Consider the following 19,946-nt stretch of genomic DNA (forward strand, 5'->3'; position numbering starts at 1 on the left):
TTTCGTGCATTCTAGCGGTTCTTAATGGGTGTGACCTTTAGTTGATGAAGGAAAAGAAAAGTGTTAACATGGGATGAAAAGTGACAAAGAGGAAACAATGATGACAGCAAAACTAATTAATGTAGAGGGTTCAAAGATAAAAATAGAACTAACATTAGAACTCAGTCGTTCAATGTTGGATACAGAAATAAATATTCAAAAAGGCTTAAACGAAGTAGGTTGCATCGCCAGCAAAGAAGCCTTGAAATATTTAGATACAGATGGTTCACCCTTAAAAATCGGTGAAGAAATCTGGAAGAGTAAGGGAGAGCAACCGAAAGAATATCAAACACCTTATGGTGAGGTTATAGTGAATCGTCATGTATATCAGCGTTCACCTTTGAGGAAAAACGTATTGCCCCTTAGAAAGAGAAGCAAGGATAATCATAACATCAACGCCATTATTGGCAAAACAGGTATCCTCAAAAATGTCAGGGATGGCAGGCAAAGAGGTGAAAAATGATTTATTAGAAAATCATGGTAGAAAAGTAGCGCTATCCTATATCCAAAGATTGAGTGAAGCAGTAGGAAGTGTGGTACAGGCAAAAGAAGAAGCGTGGAGTTATGCCCCGCCCAAGGAGGATAGCCAAATTGCAACAGTGGGAATAGGATTAGATGGAACCTGTATGCTGATGTGTGAGGATGGCTACCGTGAAGCAATGGTGGGAACCGTTTCCCTATACGATAGTGAAGGCGAACGTCAACCTACAATCTATCTAGGTGCGGCACCAGAGTATGGAAAAAAGAGTTTTCTAGAAAGATTAGAAAGAGAAATTGAGCGAGCGAAAAACCGTTATCCAGAGGCAACATTGGTCGGGATAGCAGACGGGGCAGAATCAAATTGGAAGTTTTTAGAAAAGCAAACGGAAGAACAGATATTAGATTTCTATCATGCCTCTGGTTACTTAGGTGCCTTGGCAGAAGCGTTGCATCCGAATACCGTGTCAAAACAAAAAGAATGGTTGACTGAAAATTGTCGAGAACTCAAGCATGAAAAAGGAAAAGCAGGAGAACTGCTAAATCTGATGAAAGAAGTCAAAGAAGAAAAAAGTCATTCTAAGAATCTTACCGAGAAACTACAAGCGGCGATTACTTATTACGAGAATCATCAGCATCAAATGGATTATGCTGAATACATAGAGAAAAAGTATCCGATTGGTTCAGGTGTTACGGAAGCAGCTTGTAAGACGTTGGTCAAACAACGATTATGTTGTTCAGGGATGCGATGGAAGGAAAAAGGAGCAGGAATTATTTTGAGCCTACGAGCTTTGGTATTGACCAAGGAACGATGGAGTCAATTTTGGGCAAAACTTGATCAATATGGGTTCCCTGTAGAACCCTGATTACAACAGCTTTTATCAACTAAAGGTCGCACCCTTCTTAATTCGCCTACTATTTTTCTCCGTAAAGGTCTCAGCTTTTTTCAGCAAGCCCTAAATAAATCCGAATCAGGGTATGTAATTCATACCGACTATCTCCTAAAGATTTAACCAAATTAAGATGAACTAAACTATCCGTTAACCATTCCTCGATATCATCTTCATCGTCTTCAGGAAATAAGCCATCAATTAACGGTTTAGGGAAAGGAGCGAGAGCAAATAAACTGAGATACATCGCCAACCTTTGAGCATTGGGTTCACTCTCTAATTCTTGCCAACTCAGATCAAACGCCGCTTTAACACCTCTTTCTGCGGTCATTTCTGAATCAAACTTCGGATTTTTAATTAAACTTTGATCCGCTAAACCATTTTCTGCTAACTTTTCTCGAATTTTAGCAACTGTCCAATTGGTTCGCCGCCTCAATAATCGCGCCACTAATTCCAAAGCGAGGGGTAAATAACCCAAATCTCGACAAAGTAAATTCGCTTGCTCAAGTTGATCATTAATTCGGCCATCAGTCACATAGGAACGCAATAAATCCAGAGCCGCTTCTGGTTGCAATATATTCACATGAAGGGTTTGAATTTTGGCGGATAACTCCTTCAATCGCGTCGTAATAATGACCTTAAACCGTTGATCAGCTTGGGGCGGTAAATAATTTTTGATTTTTTGATAATCCCGCACATCATCAAAAATAATTAAGGTTTGATCCTGCTGATTTTTTAACCAACCTTGCCAAACAAAACGAACCCGTTCAACTAACTCTCCTTCTTCGGGCAACGTTAACCCTAAATGAATTTGAGCAAAACTTAAAATACTCAAACCAGGATCACTATCCGCCACATTTAGCCAACAAATCCCACCACGATAGGTTTCCTTTGACCATTCTTGCCAAGCATACTGCAAAGCCAACTCCGACTTACCAATGCCACCCATACCCGTCAAAGTGGAAATAGCAACGCGATCAATTTGCTGTAATTGCTGATCTAATTGCGCTAAAACTTCGGCTCGTCCCACAAATTGCGCGACACCACTATTCGGTAAATTGTGAGCATTAGGTTTATGTTTTCTTTCTCCCGTAACATTAAACGTATTGTGTTGAACATTACCGAAGCCATCCTGTCCAATCTTAATCTCCATAAAAGTTCCTATCTTCCTTGTAGAAATTGCTCTAATGTTAACCCAATATCACTGGCAATGACCCGTAATAAAGTCGGTGAAATATCACGCCCTTTATGAGAGGAAACCGTTGTACCCCGACCATCTTCATGGCGGAATTGCTTGTGGGAACCTCGCTGGCGGACTTCCACAAATCCTTGCTTTTCCAACAGACGAATGACCTCCGATGCTTTGAGAACAGGAATCTTACTCATATTAAGCAACGGCAATCTGTTGTGTGCCGACAAACTCAGCTTCAATCGAAATGTCTTGATCTTCCAATAACATTTCAATTACCTCTTGTAAATTTTCTCGTAACTCATCTAATGTTTCTCCCTGGGAATGCGCTCCCACAAATCCAGGCACATAACCGACATAGAGATTGGTATCTACATCCCTTTCAATGATCGCCGTAAAAAGTTTCATAAATTATCTTTCTTTTTTAGAAAATGATGATCTAAAATAGTTAAGTAGCTGGTTGCAATTAAATATAAAATGTAGGATAAGCATCCTGCCTGTCCACAGGCTAGAAGCCTGTTCTACGATCTGACAATTAATTAAGCCCACTTACTTACTCACAAGCTAAAAGTGTTATTTTGGCTATTACCGATTCCTGATTGACTGACCGTAACTTGCTTATTTTGATTGATCATTTGAATAACATAGGGATTAGATTCATTTTCTTTGGTGACTTGTTCCGCCACTTCCCGCAATTCTTGATCTTCCAATAAAGTGGCCATTACCTCAATCGTTTTAGGTAAGGCCGCAGGATTCTTGGCCGTCGCCTCTAATTGCTTCCATATTTCAGGAGACTTCACCACAATCAAATTCTTCAACTGCGCGATCGCTCCATCCAAAGACAGTTCACCAACACGGGTTAAAGCTCCCGTCAGAATAATCGTTACACCCGTAGCCAGTAGGGTTAAAGGTTCCATTATTCAACCTCGTTTAAAAAACTGTTCTTATTATAGTAAAGGATTGGGCGATCGCAATTTGCCCCTACGATTTTTGGGAAACTATTGTTCCCTCACCCATCACCTCCAGAGACTAAAGCGATCGCCTGATTGATAATCGCCTCGCGATCGACCATTGCCCCCAACTCAGCCGATTCATAATGTCCACCGAACGCCTCAGTCGCAGCCCAATCTAGAGCAAGAGCGTATATCTCACTAAATGTCTCAAACAATTCAGAATCAGCAATATATTTACCACCAGCTTTACGCCGCCGATTTGTTCTCTGAATTTCGTTAACCGCATTTTTAATTGACAGATCCCAAGATCTAGTTGTGCGTTTTTCCGCAGCCCGTTTAATCAAATGCAAGATGACAATCTTCGCGTAGCTAGAAATCTTGTTGATTTTGTCATCCTTACTCATTTCTGTCATCTCCTCCACCAATAACAAAGCATCGGAGATATTGCCACCCATCAGCAATGTCCGTAATTCTAACAACTCTTCCATACTTTTAACCCCTAGCTTCGTAGCCTAATCTATGGTTTGCTTAACTTTAAAAACAGTATCATCAGTCGCTTTCACATAACGGATCAGACATTTTCTTCGCTCCTTGTTAAAAAAACTGTTTTTATTATAAACACGCAATCAGGTAAACACAATTCGCCCCTACAAGTTTCGGAGATTACTCTGATAATAAAGCAAAAACTTCTTCACTGCTAACATTTTCATCATCAAGACCTTCTTCTATTGCCTTAGCTAAAGCAATATCTTCCATAACTTCATAGATTAAGTCAGTTAACGTTTCCCGTTCCTGCAATAACAATTCATGCAAACTTTCCTTGCAATAGTTTATCAATCAGAGGTTGCACCCAATCAAAGTTACTATGATCTCAATCGTTTCAGACGATACCGCCGCATTTTGATCCGCCCCTTGTAATCGTTTAAGAGCATCAGGCGACTTGGCCGCAATCAAGTTCTTAAGCTCCGCGATCGCCCCATCCAAAGATAGTTCACCGACACGGGTTAAAGCTCCCGTCAAAATAATTGTCGCCCCCATCGCCAGTAAAGTTAAAAGTTCCATTATTCAACCTTGTTTCAAAAACTGTTCTTATTATAGAGATATGAACAGGCGAACTTGCCCCTACGAGTACTGGGAAGCTGTTGTTCGCTCACCCATCACCTCCAGAGACTAAAGCGATCGCCTTTCACCCCACCGAACCCACTTTGGCCAGTAGTAGTAAAGACAGCAGCATTAAACAATGGGATTTAAACCGCTTTGACTGCACCGCGACTTGGAAATCTCCTCGACTCTACGAAAATATGAATATCACGGGGGTAACAGGTCTTAACGCGGCTCAAAAACAATCCTTAAAACAGTTGGGAGCCGTTGAACACAGATCTACTCGTTAGCTTCAAAACCTCAACGCTCGTCAAAGGTTCAGCCAAAGCTCATCACTCAAATCCAAACCGCGATCGCTTTCATAAGCAAAACCTATAACTGTGATAATGAGAAATATTGTTAAAATCCGTTACAAAGCTTTACAAATCCAAAAAAAGCCCCTATAGTGTAAACAGTCAATCATTCGTACCTTGACAAATACATACAGGAATCATAAACCAATGACAACGACCTTACAACAACGCGAAAGCGCGTCAGTATGGGAACAGTTCTGTCAGTGGGTGACATCTACCAACAACCGCATCTATGTCGGCTGGTTCGGTACCTTGATGATCCCCACCCTCTTAACTGCCACCACCTGCTTCATCATTGCCTTCATCGCCGCTCCCCCCGTTGATATTGACGGTATTCGGGAACCCGTTGCTGGTTCTTTACTTTACGGTAACAACATTATCTCTGGTGCTGTTGTTCCTAGCTCCAACGCGATCGGTCTTCACTTCTACCCTATCTGGGAAGCTGCTTCCTTAGATGAGTGGTTGTACAACGGTGGCCCTTACCAGTTAGTTGTTTTCCACTTCCTTATTGGCATCTTCTGCTACATGGGTCGTCAGTGGGAACTCTCCTATCGTTTAGGGATGCGTCCTTGGATCTGTGTTGCTTACTCTGCACCCGTATCCGCCGCTACTGCCGTTTTCTTGATCTACCCCATCGGTCAAGGTTCTTTCTCTGATGGGATGCCTTTAGGTATCTCTGGAACATTTAATTTCATGATCGTGTTCCAAGCTGAACACAATATCTTGATGCACCCCTTCCATATGTTGGGAGTAGCTGGTGTATTCGGTGGTTCTCTATTCTCTGCTATGCACGGTTCCTTAGTAACCTCTAGCTTAGTCCGTGAAACAACCGAAGTTGAATCTCAAAACTATGGTTACAAATTCGGTCAAGAAGAAGAAACCTACAACATCGTTGCAGCTCACGGCTACTTCGGTCGTTTAATCTTCCAATACGCTTCCTTTAACAACAGCCGCGCTTTACACTTCTTCTTAGGTGCTTGGCCCGTAATCGGGATCTGGTTCACTGCGATGGGTGTCAGCACCATGGCTTTCAACTTAAACGGTTTCAACTTTAACCAATCTATCCTCGACTCTCAGGGTCGTGTTGTCAGCACTTGGGCTGATGTTTTAAACCGCGCTAACATTGGTTTTGAAGTAATGCACGAGCGTAATGCTCACAACTTCCCCCTTGACCTCGCTTCTGGCGAACAAGCTCCCGTAGCTTTAACCGCTCCTGCGATTCATGGTTAATTCCTGAATGTAGCTAACTACAATCTGAATATTTAAACAAAAGCACTCTCTAGTTTCAGGGGGTGCTTTTGCTATAAGTAAGTGGGCTTAATTAATTGTTAGATAGTAGAACAGGCTTCTAGCCTGTGGACGGGCAGGATGCCCATCCCACGTTTTATATTTAATTGTAACCAGCTACTTATTGGATTTGAGCATTTTAGAATCTGGGAGGTGTTACATGGATATTTATACGATTAACTTTGATGGTATTACCAAGATTGACGATGAACAATTTTCTCAGCTTTGCCGTTACAATCCTGAATTAAGTTTAGAGCGGAACCAAAAGGGAGAAATTATTATTATGTCGCCCACAGGTGGAGAAACAGGGAAGAAAAATGCTGAGTTAATGATTGATTTTGGTCTTTGGAATCGTCGTCAAAAATCAGGACAAATCTTTGATTCTTCTACTTGTTTTAAACTTCCATTAGGGAGTAATCGTTCACCAGATGTGGCCTATATTCAACAGGAAAGATGGGAGCAATTAACCCAAGACGAGAGAGAATCATTTCCGCCGATCGCCCCTGATTTTGTATTGGAATTAATGGCTAAAACAGATTCTTTAAAGCGACTTCAAGAGAAAATGCAAGAATATATCGATAATGGGGTCAAATTGGGTTGGTTAATTAACCCCGAAAAAAAGCAAGTAGAAATCTATCGTCAAGGGCAAGAAAAAGAGGTTTTAGATAATCCTCTAACCCTTTCAGGAGAAGATATTTTACCCGAATTCATATTAGATTTAGCCCTGATTTAGAAAAATTAGCAAATAGGTTATCTTGACAAATTTGGCTAGGTGCTGACTAGTTACTATTCTTGAACCAGACCAAATTGAACGGCTTGACTGGTTTCATCCTTATTTTTCGCAACTGCTTGGATGGTGTATTGAGTTCCAGGTGCTAGGGTGGGAGGGGGAGGAACATCTACTTGAAAATTGCCCTGACTATCAGCAGTAATCGTTTCATCAACTAGAGTACTATTGGATAGATTAACAAAACCACCTAGGATGGATAGGCTGGCGGTGACTTTGACCTTAACTTGAGCATTGGGTTGAGTCTGTCCTGTTAAGATAAACCCTCTGGTATTAATGCGATCGCCGTTTTGGTGACTGGTAAATAGAGGACGGAGGGGACGATTATTGCTTTGTCCATTGTTTGGCCTTGTGGGCTTTTCTGGCTGATTGGGGTTATTGGGTTGAGTTGGGGGAATCTCACCTGAACTTGCTTGTTTACTCAGCACGAGGGGCTGACTAGCGGCTCTAAAGGTTGTCTGATTTTGACGTTGTAGGCGGGCAACCACAATTCCCTCAGAAATATTGTCATTGGCGGTAACGTTAAGCGTGGCAACATAGACACCAGGAGACACTTCTTGCACGGGTAACTGACGCACCCCTTTCCCATTTTCCACTAGCAATACTCTTGTGTTGGCATTGGGCGTTCCCTTGATAGTTGCCAAAAAGGTAGAACCTGGCCCTAGAGCCTTACTTTCTGCATTATGGGTGACAGAAGTAATTTCAACCTTTGCCTGGGGCTGTTGAACATCAAACGTCCAAATAACCGTTCTATCTTTACCCTTCTCGTCTTTATAGGCCACTTTAACCTGGTTAGTTCCAGGGGATAGGGGGCGATCGGGACGGTAGCTAAAAAAGTTAGCGGTGATGGTACTTCGATTGGTGACATCCTGATCATTTACATAAATCCTGACGGAATTAAGATCCACTCCAACCCCGTCTTTCTTCCTGAACACACCCGAAATCGAGGCATCAGCCGGTACATCATCACTGTTTAACCCTGGACTAACATTACTAACTTGTTGGGCTAAGAGAGGAGCGGGTAAAAGGGCTGGCAGAATTAGATAACTAGCAGAGATCAAGGCGATCGCACTTAGGGAGTGAGTAAAAGAGGATTTTTTCATTGCCACTCATAGAAATCTGAAGATTGAGAGTCTTATCAAAATAACACCCTGTCTATCAGTTTACTGAAGGACTCGTTCTTTCTTGCTGTCAATCTTCATTCCCCAGCCCTCTAACTCTGTCACAACTTTCTCGACTAACTCCTCTAAATTAGTCGCTACCGTCTCAGAGAGTCTGACCCCAGAGGCCAAAACCGCAGGCTCTATTCCCCAAACCACCAAATCCGACGGCATGGTTCCTCGTAACTGGCAGAGTGCCAAGACTTCTTGAAAACCGACCTGGTGCATCGAGAGCTTGAGGGCAAAGGCAGCCGGAACCTCTTCTCCTGCTAAACGAACTATCGTTCCTGGAGGCTGGCCGGTTTGTACCGCATCAATGATCAGCCATTTTGTCATGCCCTCGGCATAGGCTAGTAACTCTAAGCCCAGGACTCCTCCATCCAGAACTTGAATAGTGTCGGGGAGACAATAGCGTTCCTGTAGCTGTTCTAAGGCTCGAATGCCCAGCCCTTCATCTCCTAGTAAAATATTGCCCAGCCCTAATACAAGGATTTCCGGTTGCACTATCACCTCAGTTGTTACCCATCAATCAGGTCAATCATTCTTTAAACCACCCGTACTTTTGTCACCTCGCTTCCTTGACTATCGAGTACATGAACAGCACAGGCCATACAAGGATCATAGGAGTGAACAGTACGGAGTATTTCAATCGGTCGATTGGGATCCAGAACGGCTGTGTTGAGGAGGGCCTGTTCCCAAGCTCCCCGTTGCCCCTTACTATCCCTCGGAGAACCGTTCCAAGTCGAAGGAATCACAATCTGGTAGTTGGCGATTTTACCATTGGCAATACTAATCCAATGACCTAAGGCCCCTCGCGGAGCTTCCGTCATGCCCAATCCCTGAGCCGATGCGGGCCAGGAAGTGGGTTGCCATTTAGTTTTGTTGAAAACATCCAGTTTCCCAGTATTCAAATTGGTGTTGAGTTCCTCTATCCAAAGCGGTAACTGTTCTGCGATGACCTGGGTTTCCAAGGTGCGGGCAAGAACTCGACCTAGGGTAGAAAAGAGAGCCGTTTTTTGTAGTCCTAATTTGGCCAGACTGGCATCAATCACTTGTTTCACTTTGGATTGTCCAGAGGCATAGGCCACTAGCATACGGGAAAGCGGGCCGACTTCCATTACCGTTGCATTATAGCGAGGAGCTTTGCCCCAACTATATTTGTCAGTACTACCTGTATTCAGAAAACTATAGGGCGGTGTGGGGCCAGTATATTTCGGTTGGGTAACGCCTTGGGAGGGATGGAGAGGGGCGGTGGTGTTGAGATACCAGGCACGGGTAACGTCTTCTGTGATTTTGGTCTGATCCACTGCTACCACCTTGGTCAAATCTTTGCCCATGACAATGCCTTTGGGAAAATATTGGACACCCGTTGCATTGGGAAAATCTCCGTAGGAAAGGTAGTTACCGACTCCTACACCAATATTGGCCCAATCGAGATATTTAGAGGCAATGTATTGGGTATCGGTGACATAGACCTGATTGACAAAATTTTGGGTTAGAGTTGCCAAGCTTTTTAATGTGGCGATCGCCGAATTATTAATAGCGGCAGGACTATTTGGGTCAAGGGGAGAGGCCATACCCATTGGTGTCAACTTAAGCCAAAATGCCTACTCACAAAAGATTAGCCTAAAAGCAGGCGGAAGTAAGAGTAGGCTGAAAAAAAGGTTAGTATATAAAAAAGTGAGCAAAAAACAAATGGCAAGACAACATCCTCGGAGAAAAGGAAACCCAGACTTACGTCGTAAGACAAATCAGCCAGGGGTAGAAATCCCTGAAATAACAAAAGAGTTGTTTGAATTACTAGAACCCACAATGTTTACACCATTAAAATATTTACAGGGAACTCATGAGAAAATGATGAGAGATAGGGTGTTAAATTTACCAGTAATGGTGGCATTAGTGTTAAGTATAGTGTATCGTCAAATAGCGGGTATAAGTGAAGCGGTAAGACTGTTAGAGGAAGAGGGATTGCTATGGGTAGCATCATTAAAAGTAAGCAAACAGGCAGTATCAAAAAGAATGATGAATGTGCCAGCCGAAATATTTGCAATATTACTAAAAGGAGTGTTAGAAAAAGCAGCCGAAAAAGGGAAGAAGCTCCAAGTAGGAGAAAAATGGGAAAAAATAAGAGAAAAGTTTAGTGCAGTGTGGATAGCAGATGGCTAAACGCTAGAGCAGATAAGGAAAAATATGAAAATAAGTAAAGAAGAAAAGAGTAAATTGGGGGGTAAAATAATGATGGTAGTGGAAGCCTTTACCCAAAGACCCGTTACTTTATGGTACACAGAAAATGATAAATCAAATGATAAAATATGGTGTAAAGAATTGGCAGCTAAATTACCAGAAAATGGTTTAATTCTCGTAGATATGGGATTTTTTAGCTTTGTGTGGTTTGATTTGTTAACAGAAGCTAAAAAGTTTTTTCTAACCAGATTTAGAGCGGGTACATCTTACAAAACCAAACAAGTATTGTCTCAAGGTAGTCATTACAGAGATGAGATTATCATTATGGGAAATTACCGTTCTAATCCTTGCAAGCATCCGGTGAGATTAGTCTCAGTATTATGGGGAACAATCTGGTATCAGTATTTAACAAATGTGTTGTCTCCCGAACAACTGTCCGCCGAAGAGGTCTGTGATTTATATCGAAGACGATGGACAATCGAAGAAGCCTTTTTATTAACGAAAAGACTTTTAGGACTAGCCTATTTATGGGTAGGGAATAAGAATGGTGTCCAAATCCAGATTATTTGCACTTTGATTTTCTATACGGTCTTAAATCAATTGGTAGGGGAAGTGGCGATTGCTCTAAATCAACCGAAAGAAAAAATCTCAGTAGAGATGGTGTTTCGGAGTCTATACTATGTAGCGAAGGCTATTGCTAGAGGAGAAAAGCCTGATACAGTAACCTATCTGGCTGAACGTGCTAAGTTATTTGGTTTGGTCAAAGCTGAGAGAAAGCGACATCGAGAAAAGGCCGCTCTCAATCAACAAATTTGGGAACCCATTCCTTTAAGTTGACACGGATGGGCCATACCGCCCACAAGATAGGTTTGAGGATGGGGATTTTTCCCCCCAATAATGGCATGAATTTTAATAATATCCCGTTGCCAATCCAAGGCTTCTAAATAATGAGCCATTACCAATAAATTACCTTCGGGGGGCAGTTTATAAGCTGGATGCCCCCAATAGCCATTGGCAAATAAACCTAGCTGTCCACTGTCCACAAATGCTTTGAGTTTTGCCTGTACTTGACTAAAATAATCAGGGCTATTATTCCCCCAAGTAGAAAGTGATTTTTGCAAGTTACTGGTGGCACTGGCACTAGCTGTTAATGCACTGGTAATATCGACCCAATCGGGGCCATGTAGATGATAAAAATGTATAACATGATCATGGACATATTGAATGCCTTCCATGATATTTCGCAAAATACGAGCATTATCAGGAATAACAATTCCCAAAGCATTTTCCACTGCCCGCACTGAAGCCAAAGCATTAACCGTTGTACAGACACCGCAAATTCGTTGGGTAAAAACCCAGGCATCCCTCGGATCTCGATCCTTTAAAATCAATTCCAGCCCCCGAAACATGGGGGTACAACTCCAGGCATCTGTCACCTTACCGTTATCGACTTGAACTTCAATGCGTAAATGTCCTTCCACACGAGTAATGGGATCGATCGCAATTTTTGCCATTTTCTTTTTCCTCAATAGTCAATTTCTTAAAATTTCAACCAATACTTAATCATCCCCTTCTCGATAAAAAGGAGTCATATTATCCCAAAAATGATCGTTAACACAGCCAATACAGTTGTGACCAGCATGAATTGGCCAACTAGTCCCCTGATTCCAGTTTTTGGTATAACAATTGGATTTTGTTTCTGGGCCACGACAGCCCATTCCCTTCAAGCACCAACCCTTTTTATGTCCCTCATCTCCCCATTCTCTGACAAATAAATCGGCTTCATAGTATTGAAAACGTTCACAATTGCCTTCTTGATGAATTTTCTCGCCATAAACAAATAGCGGACGATGACTACCATCCATCGGTGGTAGGGTCTTAAAGGTCAAATAATACACAATTGCTGCCACTAAATTCACGCCATTAACGGGACAACCTGGCATATTAATTAATCCAGGCACATTGGGAACCGCCGCTTGTAAACCCACAGCCCCAGTTGGATTCGGTTTAGCTCCAGCAATTCCGCCATCTAAAGAACAGGAACCCACGGCAATATTGATCAAGGCACTACTACACACGGTTTTCGCAATACTAAGAGCGGTTTTACCAGCGATCGTGCAATAAACACCTCCATCTTTGGTGGGAATAGAGCCTTCTGTGATGCAGACATATTTGCCTTTATATTTTTGCACTGTATCATTTAAAGATTTCTCCGCCATTGCTCCCGATGGAACCATGAGAGATTCGTGATAATCCAGGGAAATAATATTAAAAATAAGGTCAACAACGCTCGGATCAAAACTCCGCAAAAAGGACTCTGTATCGCCCGTACAATCCTGAAAGGCTAACCAAATCACTGGAACACGCGGGGCGGCCGCTAAAGCCTTGGCAATATGATTGACATAGGTTTCCTGCAAAGCCAAAGTTCCAGCCATGAGTCCACAAAACTTCAAAAACTTACGGCGATCAATACTGCCGATAACCTGAGAGGATTGACGATTTTGAACTAGCATGGATGACTCTCCTAGAAAAATTGAGGTAAAATAAGGCTTGAAATCTCTCAAATACGCTTCATTTCAGACATCTATCGTTATTTTCTGTTTTTGATAAGAATTGACCAGAAAAACTTACTCACTCTCCGTCCACTCTATTCAATCAAAGTAAAGAAGTAGGGAAGATGAAATGCCTTTTACAATTTGTCAAAAAAAATTATTATTATCCGGACAGTGCGAAGTTCTAGGAAAATCAACGAGTTTACTAGGGTTTCAGCCCCCAACGTCCTTCAACCCTCTTCCAGACTCACAATCGCTAAAAGGCTTTCAATGCAAGACTTTTAAGCATTTTATCAAAATGTCTGACAGAGAACTTCGCACTGTCCAGTTAGGGAAAAATGTAAAATTTATCTGCAAGTTCTCCCCATTTGATAAATATTTTGCTGAGAATTTGCTAATTTAAACAGATACGTTAAATCCGCCTCGGCTCTTTCATTCCTTCTCTTCCCAAGACCTATGGCTCTCATTGTCCAAAAATACGGTGGCACTTCAGTTGGTACGGCAGAACGAATTCAGGCCGTTGCTCAACGGGTTAGCAAAACGGTTCGTGATGGTAATACCGTCGTCGTTGTCGTTTCTGCCATGGGAAAAACGACTGATGACTTGGTCAATTTGGCCCATGAGATTTCATCCCATCCCTCTCGTCGAGAAATGGATATGTTGCTCTCAACTGGAGAACAAATTTCCATCGCCTTACTCAGTATGGCCCTTCAGGAGATTGGACAACCCGCCATTTCTTTAACGGGAGCCCAGGTGGGGATTGTGACAGAAGCAGAGCATAGTCGCGCCCGCATTTTAGAAATTAAACCCGATCGCATTAATCAATATTTAGAACAGGGCATGGTTGTCGTGGTTGCCGGTTTTCAGGGAGTCAGTAGCCTAGAAAATTGGGATATTACGACTTTGGGAAGGGGAGGCTCAGATACTTCGGCAGTGGCCTTGGCGGCGGCACTCCAGGCGGATTACTGCGAGATTCATACCGATGTACCGGGTATTTTAACCACCGATCCCCGTCTTGTGCCTGAAGCCCAGTTGATGGCAGAGATTACCTGTGATGAGATGTTAGAACTGGCCAGTTTAGGAGCTAAAGTATTACATCCTAGGGCAGTGGAAATTGCGCGTAATTTTGGCGTTCCCCTGGTAGTGCGCTCTAGTTGGAGTGATGAACCCGGTACTAAAGTTGTGCCACCGCCAAGCCGACCTCGCTCTTTGGTAGGGCTAGAAATTACTAAGGCCGTGGATGCGGTGGAATATGATCCCGATCAGGCCAAGGTTTCCATCTTGCGTGTCCCCGATTGTCCTGGAATTGCCGCTAAATTGTTTGGAGAAATTGCTCACCAAGGTATTGACGTGGATTTGATTATTCAGTCCATCCATGAGGGCAATAGTAACGATATCGCTTTTACGGTAGTAAAAAAGGTTCTAGGTAAAGCCGAAGCAGTGGCCGAAGCGATCGCCCCTGCCTTAAGAAGTCATCCCTCCCAAACCCAGGAAGCAGAAGTGCTGGTGGAAAAACGGGTTGCCAAAGTGGCGATCGCCGGTGCTGGCATGATTGGCCGTCCAGGGATTGCCGCCAAAATGTTTAAAACCTTAGCCGATGTGGGCGTGAATATTGAAATGATTGCGACCTCGGAGGTCAAAGTCAGTTGTGTGATTGATGAAGCCGAAGCAGATCGGGCCATCGGAGCTTTATCTCAAGCCTTTGGTATTTCCCTAGCAGCAAATCCAATCTGCAATGGAACAGCTAATTTACCCCCCGTCCGAGGTGTCGCCATTGATCAAAATCAGGCTCAGATTGCCATTCGTCACGTTCCCGATAAGCCAGGAATGGCTGCTAAAATCTTTATGAAATTAGCCGAACATAACATCAGCGTGGACATGATCATCCAGTCCCAGCGTTGTCGCATTATTAATCAGCAACCGACGCGGGATATTGCCTTTATCATTGCTCAGGCGGATATTCACACCACCCAAGCTGTTCTCGAAAAATTAGCCCAACAAATCGGCAGCCAAGAAGTAGTCGTTAATCCAGACATTGCCAAGGTGAGTATTGTGGGTGCGGGTATGGCGGGCCAACCGGGTGTGGCGGCCAAGTTCTTTGATGCTTTGGCGAAGGAGGGTATCAATATTGAAATGATTGCGACCTCGGAAATCAAAATTAGCTGTGTGGTTCCTAAAAGTGAAGGGGTCAGGGCCGTTAAAGTTGTCCATGATGCCTTTGGTTTAGCCGGTTTAGAAAAAGTACAGGTTCCAGCCTGATTAACCCGAATTCAGACATTCTCCATCAACCTGACCAAATTTTGCGAAAATAGAAAACAACCTGCGTTAACCCCTTCGCTGATTGTATGCAAACCCTGGAAAGACCGATTATCTCCACCCCTGCCGAATTCGATACCACTATCCATCGTCGTCAGACCCGCCCTGTTAAGGTGGGAAGCGTTACCATCGGCGGTGGCTATCCAGTGGTTGTGCAATCCATGATCAATGAAGATACCCTGGATATCGATGGTTCGGTTGCGGGTATTCGTCGTTTACATGAAATTGGCTGCGAAATCGTTCGTGTTACAGTTCCCAGTATGGCCCACGCCAGAGCTTTAGCCGAGATTAAAGAAAAATTAATTAAAACCTATCAAGTGGTTCCCCTGGTTGCCGACGTACACCACAACGGCATGAAAATCGCGCTTGAAGTGGCCAAACACGTGGATAAAGTTCGTATTAATCCAGGACTCTACGTTTTTGAAAAACCCAACAGCGATCGCGAAGGTTTTAGTGATCTAGAATTTGCTGAAATTGGCGATAAAATCCGCGAAACCTTAGAACCATTAGTGTTTTCCCTCAAAGATCAGGGCAAGGCGATGCGGATCGGGGTTAATCATGGTTCGCTGTCGGAACGGATGCTCTTTACCTATGGCGATACACCGGAAGGGATGGTGCAATCGGCGATCGAATTTATCAAAATCTGTGAATCGTTGGATTTTCGTAATCTAGTGATTTCGATGAAAGCCTCCAGGGTTCCTGTCATGTTAGCGGCCTATCGTTTGATGGTTAAACGCATGGACGAACTAGGCATGGATTACCCCTTACATTTGGGTGTGACTGAGGCCGGAGATGGCGAGTATGGCCGCATTAAATCCACCGCCGGTATTGCAACGCTGTTGGCCGATGGCATTGGCGACACGATTCGCGTTTCCCTCACAGAAGCCCCAGAAAAAGAAATTCCCGTTTGCTATAGCATCCTGCAAGCTTTGGGACTTCGCAAAACAATGGTGGAATATGTGGCCTGTCCCTCCTGTGGCCGAACTCTGTTTAATCTAGAAGAGGTTTTACATAAGGTACGTGAAGCGACAAAACACCTGACAGGACTAGATATTGCGGTGATGGGCTGTATTGTCAATGGGCCTGGAGAAATGGCTGATGCCGATTATGGTTATGTGGGCAAACAAGCCGGTTATATTGCTCTCTATCGCGGACGGGAAGAAATTAAACGGGTACCTGAAGATCAAGGGGTAGTGGAGTTAATTAATCTGATTAAGGCTGATGATCGCTGGGTTGAACCAGAAGCCCGTATTTCGTACTAGTTTTGAAAAAATAAAAATAGATTCAAAAATGGCTACAGAATAGTTAAAATAAAAAAGCTAATAAACCCAAGAGAAAATGACCCAATTAAACGTTAAAAATCTCGACCATTTAGGAATAATCGCGGCGATAGTTGATGAACTAGGTCTAGTGGATTATATCAATGAACAACTAGGAGAAAATGACCGTGCTAAAATCAGTGCGGGTCTGGTAGTGAAAGCGATGATTCTCAATGGCTTAGGCTTTATCAACTCTCCTTTATATTTGTTCAGTCGTTTTTTTGAAGATAAACCAGTAGAACATCTTTTAGGAAAAGGAATAAAAGCCAGCGACCTGAATGATGACCGTTTAGGGAGAGTCTTAGATTTAATCTTTATGGCCGGCATCAGCCGTTTGTTTCTCGGAATTTGTCTAAAAGCCGTAGAAATCTTCAAAATAGTGATGAAAAGTTCCCATTTAGACTCCAGTTCATTATCGGTACAAGGGGAATATAAATTATCGGTGGAGAGAGAAGACAAAGAAAGCCAAATAATCCATATCACTCATGGCTATTCAAAGGATAAGCGACCAGACTTGAAACAATTTGTCTTGAATCTAGTCTGTTGGGGGGATGGCGACATTCCCGCTTTTCTCGAATTAGGAGATGGCAATCAAAGTGATAAAAAAGAGTTTGCTAAACTCTTGAAAAAGTTCAATGAGCAGTGGCAATTCGATGGTTTGTATATAGCAGATTCAGCCTTATACAGTGCCGATAACTTGCAAAAGTTAACCGGCATATACTGGTTATGTTCTGTGCCGAAAACGATTAGAGAAGTGCAGGATGCGGTCAGTCAATTAGCCTCGGAGCAATTCATCACAACTGATTTAGAGGGCTATCGTCTTACCTCCTTAGAAAGTGAATATGGGGGAGTCAAACAACGTTGGATAGTGGTAGATAGCGAGCAAAAAAAAGCTTTAGACCTCAAACAACTGACGAAGAAGACAGAGAAAGCAACGGCTCAAGCTCAAAGACAATTAGAACAATTACAGCGTCAGGAATTTGCTTGTCGGGAGGATGCTTTAACCGCCCTGAGCCGATGGGAGAAGAGTTTAGAATGGCATCTTCTTCAAGACCTAACTGTCGTCGAAAAATGTCATTACGGTCATCGAGGTAAACCCCGTCCCCATGAACAGCCCATTCGTCGTAGCTATCATGCCCAAGCCACTTTCAGCCTCAATAGTGCGAAAGTTCAAGCTTCAGAGCGGGCAGCAGGACGTTTTGTCTTGGCGACGAATCAGCTAGATGGAGACTCTTTGAGCGATGAGCAACTGCTTGTCCACTACAAGCAACAGCAAGGGGTAGAGCGAGGTTTTCGCTTCCTTAAAGACCCTCTGTTTTTGGCGTCCAGTGTTTTTCTCAAAACCCCTGAGCGGATTATGGCATTGAGTTTCATCATGGTGTTGTGTTTACTGGTGTACAGCTTGGGACAACGTAAACTGAGACTGGCTCTGGCAGAGCAGGAGGAGACTGTGCCTAATCAGTTGGGAAAGCCGACTCAGCGTCCGACACTGCGTTGGATTTTTCAGATGTTGAGAGGAGTTCATTGGGTTGTACTGGATAATTGTCCCCAAATAATCAATCTAACGCTTGAGCGAGAGAGGATTTTGCGCTTTTTTGGGGCTACTACTTGTCAGTATTATCTTTTGTCATAATGACTTTTCTTATTTTCTTTGTTCTTTTTTTATGTAGGGCTTGCTGAAAAAAGCTGAGACCTTTACGGAGAAAAATAGTAGGCGAATTAAGAACCGCTAGAATGCACGAAAATAGGGTAGAATGCCTCAAAACCATTGCATTAAGAAGAGAGAAAGCAGATGTACCGAAAGCAACAGTACTCAATTGAAACACCAGAAAACTTGAAAAATCTGTTCGGCGGGCAGTTAGACGAAGAAAATCGTTGGATAGAAATGTCAAAAATGATTCTCTGGGAAGAATATGAGGAAGAATATGCAAAAAACTTCACAGAAAAAAAAGGAGCCCCAGCCAAATCATTTAGAATGGCATTAGGAGCATTAATTATCAAAGAAATTTCAGGAAAAAGTGACAGAGAAACAGTAGAACAAATAAAAGAGAACCCTTATTTACAGTACTTTATAGGAATGGAAAGCTATAGTAGCAAAGAAGCATTTAATGCGTCAATGATGGTTCATTTTCGTAAAAAAATAGGAATGGAATTAATAAATAAAATTAATAAAGAAATAGAAAAAAAAGCGACGGGTGTAGCGTCAGAAAAAAAAGAAAATGAAGGAAAGTTATTGTTAGATGCGACTTGTACACCAGCAGATATAAAATATCCAACGGATATAGGAATATTGAATGATGCCAGAGAAAAAACAGAAAAAATAATAGATAAGCTGTATGAAGAAATAAAAGAGAAAAGGAAAGAAAAGCCGAGGACTTATAGGGAAGTGGCAAGAAAAGAGTACTTAGCCATAGCAAAAAAACGTCGTGTGTCAAAAAAAGAAAGAAGAAAAGGAACAAAAAAACAACTAGGATATATAAAAAGAAACTTGTCTGATATAGAAAAAATGATAGAAGAGGGAGCAAAGTTAGAAAAACTAACGAAAAAAGAGCAAGAAGAGCTTGTAACGATAGGAAAAGTGTATGAGCAACAGTTAGAAATGTATGAAAAAAAGACAAATAAAGTAGAAAACAGAATTGTGAGTGTAAGCCAACCTCACGTGCGTCCAATAGTGCGTGGAAAAGCGGGAAAAGCAGTAGAGTTTGGAGCTAAAATATCGGCAAGTAATGTGAATGGCTTTGTCTTCTTAGACAAATTAAGTTGGGATAATTACAACGAATCGGGAGATTTACAAGCGCGAATAGAAGAATATAAAAGGGAAACAGGATGTTATCCGGAATCGGTTCATGTGGATAAAATCTATCGAACAAAAGCGAATCGAGCTTATTGTAAAGAAAGGGATATAAGAATGAGTGGTCCCCGATTGGGAAGACCGCCGAAAGAGGTGAGCAAAGAAAAAAAGAAAGAGGCACGCTCAGATGAAAGAGTGCGTAATGCCATTGAGGGTAAATTCGGACAGGGAAAGAGGAAATTTAGTCTTGGTCGAGTGATGGCCAAACTACCTGAGACCTCGGAAACGGTAATTGCGATGAACTTTTTGGTAATGAATCTTTCTACTCTACTTCAGAAGACAAAAAGTAAAAAGTTGTAGAGTCGTTTTTCTTGTGAAAAATGGTGTTAATTTTCCTCTCTTTTGTGAGGAGTGATTTGTGTTGACCTTTTTAGACAGAAAGGAACAATAGATTAAACAAAATCTGTATTTTGATTTGTTTCCATAAGGATAAGTTATCTATGCTTTTTCAGTCCATACTTCCCTAACCCACATTTCTTTCGTTTTTT

General features: G+C 42.5%; 17 protein-coding genes and 3 pseudogenes. 8 read left to right on the forward strand and 12 right to left on the reverse strand.

Going from position 1 to position 19,946, the window contains the following annotated elements; translation table 11 throughout:
- Positions 1-100: 100 nt before the first annotated feature.
- Positions 101-1,382 (forward strand): annotated as a pseudogene (locus KA717_31495) (ISKra4 family transposase).
- 70 nt (positions 1,383-1,452) lie between these two features.
- Here the strand turns inward: KA717_31495 and KA717_31500 are convergent.
- From KA717_31500 to KA717_31530, 7 genes are all read right to left on the reverse strand, one after another.
- Positions 1,453-2,559: an NB-ARC domain-containing protein gene (locus KA717_31500; protein ID UXE60135.1), complete on the reverse strand. Its 1,107-nt coding sequence runs from the start codon at positions 2,557-2,559 to the stop codon at positions 1,453-1,455.
- An 8-nt stretch (positions 2,560-2,567) separates the two neighbouring features.
- On the reverse strand, positions 2,568-2,792 hold the full coding sequence (locus KA717_31505; protein UXE60136.1) for a type II toxin-antitoxin system HicA family toxin: 225 nt from the start codon (positions 2,790-2,792) through the stop codon (positions 2,568-2,570).
- A gap of 1 nt (position 2,793) precedes the next feature.
- On the reverse strand, positions 2,794-3,003 hold the full coding sequence (locus KA717_31510) for a type II toxin-antitoxin system HicB family antitoxin (protein ID UXE60137.1): 210 nt from the start codon (positions 3,001-3,003) through the stop codon (positions 2,794-2,796).
- Positions 3,004-3,152: 149 nt separating this feature from the next.
- A complete protein-coding gene (locus tag KA717_31515) occupies positions 3,153-3,512 on the reverse strand; it encodes a eukaryotic translation initiation factor 3 subunit E (protein ID UXE60138.1) in 360 nt (119 codons plus the stop codon).
- 92 nt (positions 3,513-3,604) lie between these two features.
- Positions 3,605-4,036, reverse strand: coding sequence for a DUF29 domain-containing protein (locus tag KA717_31520; GenBank protein UXE60139.1), 432 nt, complete (start codon positions 4,034-4,036; stop codon positions 3,605-3,607).
- A gap of 175 nt (positions 4,037-4,211) precedes the next feature.
- Complete coding sequence (locus KA717_31525; GenBank protein UXE60140.1) at positions 4,212-4,352, reverse strand: hypothetical protein; 141 nt, start codon at positions 4,350-4,352, stop codon at positions 4,212-4,214.
- A gap of 33 nt (positions 4,353-4,385) precedes the next feature.
- A complete protein-coding gene (locus KA717_31530; GenBank protein ID UXE60141.1) occupies positions 4,386-4,610 on the reverse strand; it encodes a hypothetical protein in 225 nt (74 codons plus the stop codon).
- Positions 4,611-5,149: 539 nt separating this feature from the next.
- Between KA717_31530 and psbA the strand changes: the two genes are divergently transcribed.
- Together psbA and KA717_31540 are read left to right on the forward strand one after the other, a co-directional pair.
- Positions 5,150-6,232: a photosystem II q(b) protein gene (gene psbA, locus KA717_31535; protein UXE60142.1), complete on the forward strand. Its 1,083-nt coding sequence runs from the start codon at positions 5,150-5,152 to the stop codon at positions 6,230-6,232.
- A 217-nt stretch (positions 6,233-6,449) separates the two neighbouring features.
- The gene (locus KA717_31540; GenBank protein UXE60143.1) at positions 6,450-7,022 is read left to right on the forward strand and encodes a Uma2 family endonuclease; all 573 of its coding nucleotides are present in this window, start codon (positions 6,450-6,452) and stop codon (positions 7,020-7,022) included.
- A gap of 53 nt (positions 7,023-7,075) precedes the next feature.
- Here KA717_31540 and KA717_31545 read toward each other — a convergent pair whose 3' ends face one another.
- The 3 genes from KA717_31545 to KA717_31555 are packed head-to-tail and all read right to left on the reverse strand — an operon-like array spanning position 7,076 to position 9,819.
- Positions 7,076-8,179 (reverse strand): hypothetical protein, encoded by a 1,104-nt coding sequence (locus KA717_31545; GenBank protein UXE60144.1) that lies wholly within the window; start codon positions 8,177-8,179, stop codon positions 7,076-7,078.
- Positions 8,180-8,239: 60 nt separating this feature from the next.
- Positions 8,240-8,746, reverse strand: coding sequence for a HyaD/HybD family hydrogenase maturation endopeptidase (locus KA717_31550; GenBank protein UXE60145.1), 507 nt, complete (start codon positions 8,744-8,746; stop codon positions 8,240-8,242).
- A gap of 35 nt (positions 8,747-8,781) precedes the next feature.
- Positions 8,782-9,819 (reverse strand): nickel-dependent hydrogenase large subunit, encoded by a 1,038-nt coding sequence (locus KA717_31555; GenBank protein ID UXE60146.1) that lies wholly within the window; start codon positions 9,817-9,819, stop codon positions 8,782-8,784.
- A 112-nt stretch (positions 9,820-9,931) separates the two neighbouring features.
- Here KA717_31555 and KA717_31560 point away from each other — a divergent pair.
- Positions 9,932-11,257, forward strand: a pseudogene (locus tag KA717_31560) (IS4 family transposase).
- Here KA717_31560 and KA717_31565 read toward each other — a convergent pair.
- Both KA717_31565 and KA717_31570 read right to left on the reverse strand, forming a co-directional pair.
- A complete protein-coding gene (locus KA717_31565) occupies positions 11,224-11,934 on the reverse strand; it encodes a nickel-dependent hydrogenase large subunit (GenBank protein UXE60147.1) in 711 nt (236 codons plus the stop codon). The pseudogene KA717_31560 and the gene KA717_31565 sit on opposite strands and share 34 nt — an antisense overlap.
- Before the next feature lie 45 nt (positions 11,935-11,979).
- Positions 11,980-12,933 (reverse strand): hydrogenase small subunit, encoded by a 954-nt coding sequence (locus tag KA717_31570; protein ID UXE60148.1) that lies wholly within the window; start codon positions 12,931-12,933, stop codon positions 11,980-11,982.
- A gap of 495 nt (positions 12,934-13,428) precedes the next feature.
- Between KA717_31570 and KA717_31575 the strand changes: the two genes are divergently transcribed.
- The 4 genes and pseudogenes from KA717_31575 (at position 13,429) to KA717_31590 (ending at position 19,737) form a co-directional block, all read left to right on the forward strand.
- Entirely contained in the window at positions 13,429-15,231 is a 1,803-nt protein-coding gene (locus KA717_31575) for an aspartate kinase (protein ID UXE60149.1), read from the forward strand.
- Positions 15,232-15,317: 86 nt separating this feature from the next.
- Positions 15,318-16,550 carry a (E)-4-hydroxy-3-methylbut-2-enyl-diphosphate synthase gene (gene ispG / locus KA717_31580; protein ID UXE60150.1) on the forward strand — a complete coding sequence of 411 codons (1,233 nt, stop codon included), beginning with the start codon at positions 15,318-15,320 and terminating at the stop codon, positions 16,548-16,550.
- Between the two features lie 76 nt (positions 16,551-16,626).
- Positions 16,627-18,240 carry an IS1634 family transposase gene (locus tag KA717_31585; protein ID UXE60151.1) on the forward strand — a complete coding sequence of 538 codons (1,614 nt, stop codon included), beginning with the start codon at positions 16,627-16,629 and terminating at the stop codon, positions 18,238-18,240.
- A 159-nt stretch (positions 18,241-18,399) separates the two neighbouring features.
- A pseudogene (locus KA717_31590) lies at positions 18,400-19,737 on the forward strand (IS5 family transposase).
- Positions 19,738-19,946: the final 209 nt, after the last annotated feature.

Source organism: Woronichinia naegeliana WA131, assembly GCA_025370055.1.
GTDB classification, from domain to species: domain Bacteria; phylum Cyanobacteriota; class Cyanobacteriia; order Cyanobacteriales; family Microcystaceae; genus Woronichinia; species Woronichinia naegeliana.

What these genes read in the sequence shown, in the direction of transcription:
- psbA (UXE60142.1), top strand. Translation starts at nt 5,150, where the DNA reads ATGACAACGACCTTACAACAACGCGAAAGCGCGTCAGTATGGGAACAG.
- KA717_31565 (UXE60147.1), bottom strand. Translation starts at nt 11,934, where the DNA reads ATGGCAAAAATTGCGATCGATCCCATTACTCGTGTGGAAGGACATTTA.
- KA717_31570 (UXE60148.1), bottom strand. Translation starts at nt 12,933, where the DNA reads ATGCTAGTTCAAAATCGTCAATCCTCTCAGGTTATCGGCAGTATTGAT.
- KA717_31520 (UXE60139.1), bottom strand. Translation starts at nt 4,036, where the DNA reads ATGGAAGAGTTGTTAGAATTACGGACATTGCTGATGGGTGGCAATATC.
- KA717_31500 (UXE60135.1), bottom strand. Translation starts at nt 2,559, where the DNA reads ATGGAGATTAAGATTGGACAGGATGGCTTCGGTAATGTTCAACACAAT.
- KA717_31505 (UXE60136.1), bottom strand. Translation starts at nt 2,792, where the DNA reads ATGAGTAAGATTCCTGTTCTCAAAGCATCGGAGGTCATTCGTCTGTTG.
- KA717_31540 (UXE60143.1), top strand. Translation starts at nt 6,450, where the DNA reads ATGGATATTTATACGATTAACTTTGATGGTATTACCAAGATTGACGAT.
- ispG (UXE60150.1), top strand. Translation starts at nt 15,318, where the DNA reads ATGCAAACCCTGGAAAGACCGATTATCTCCACCCCTGCCGAATTCGAT.
- KA717_31545 (UXE60144.1), bottom strand. Translation starts at nt 8,179, where the DNA reads ATGAAAAAATCCTCTTTTACTCACTCCCTAAGTGCGATCGCCTTGATC.
- KA717_31510 (UXE60137.1), bottom strand. Translation starts at nt 3,003, where the DNA reads ATGAAACTTTTTACGGCGATCATTGAAAGGGATGTAGATACCAATCTC.
- KA717_31515 (UXE60138.1), bottom strand. Translation starts at nt 3,512, where the DNA reads ATGGAACCTTTAACCCTACTGGCTACGGGTGTAACGATTATTCTGACG.
- KA717_31575 (UXE60149.1), top strand. Translation starts at nt 13,429, where the DNA reads ATGGCTCTCATTGTCCAAAAATACGGTGGCACTTCAGTTGGTACGGCA.
- KA717_31530 (UXE60141.1), bottom strand. Translation starts at nt 4,610, where the DNA reads ATGGAACTTTTAACTTTACTGGCGATGGGGGCGACAATTATTTTGACG.
- KA717_31585 (UXE60151.1), top strand. Translation starts at nt 16,627, where the DNA reads ATGACCCAATTAAACGTTAAAAATCTCGACCATTTAGGAATAATCGCG.
- KA717_31555 (UXE60146.1), bottom strand. Translation starts at nt 9,819, where the DNA reads ATGGGTATGGCCTCTCCCCTTGACCCAAATAGTCCTGCCGCTATTAAT.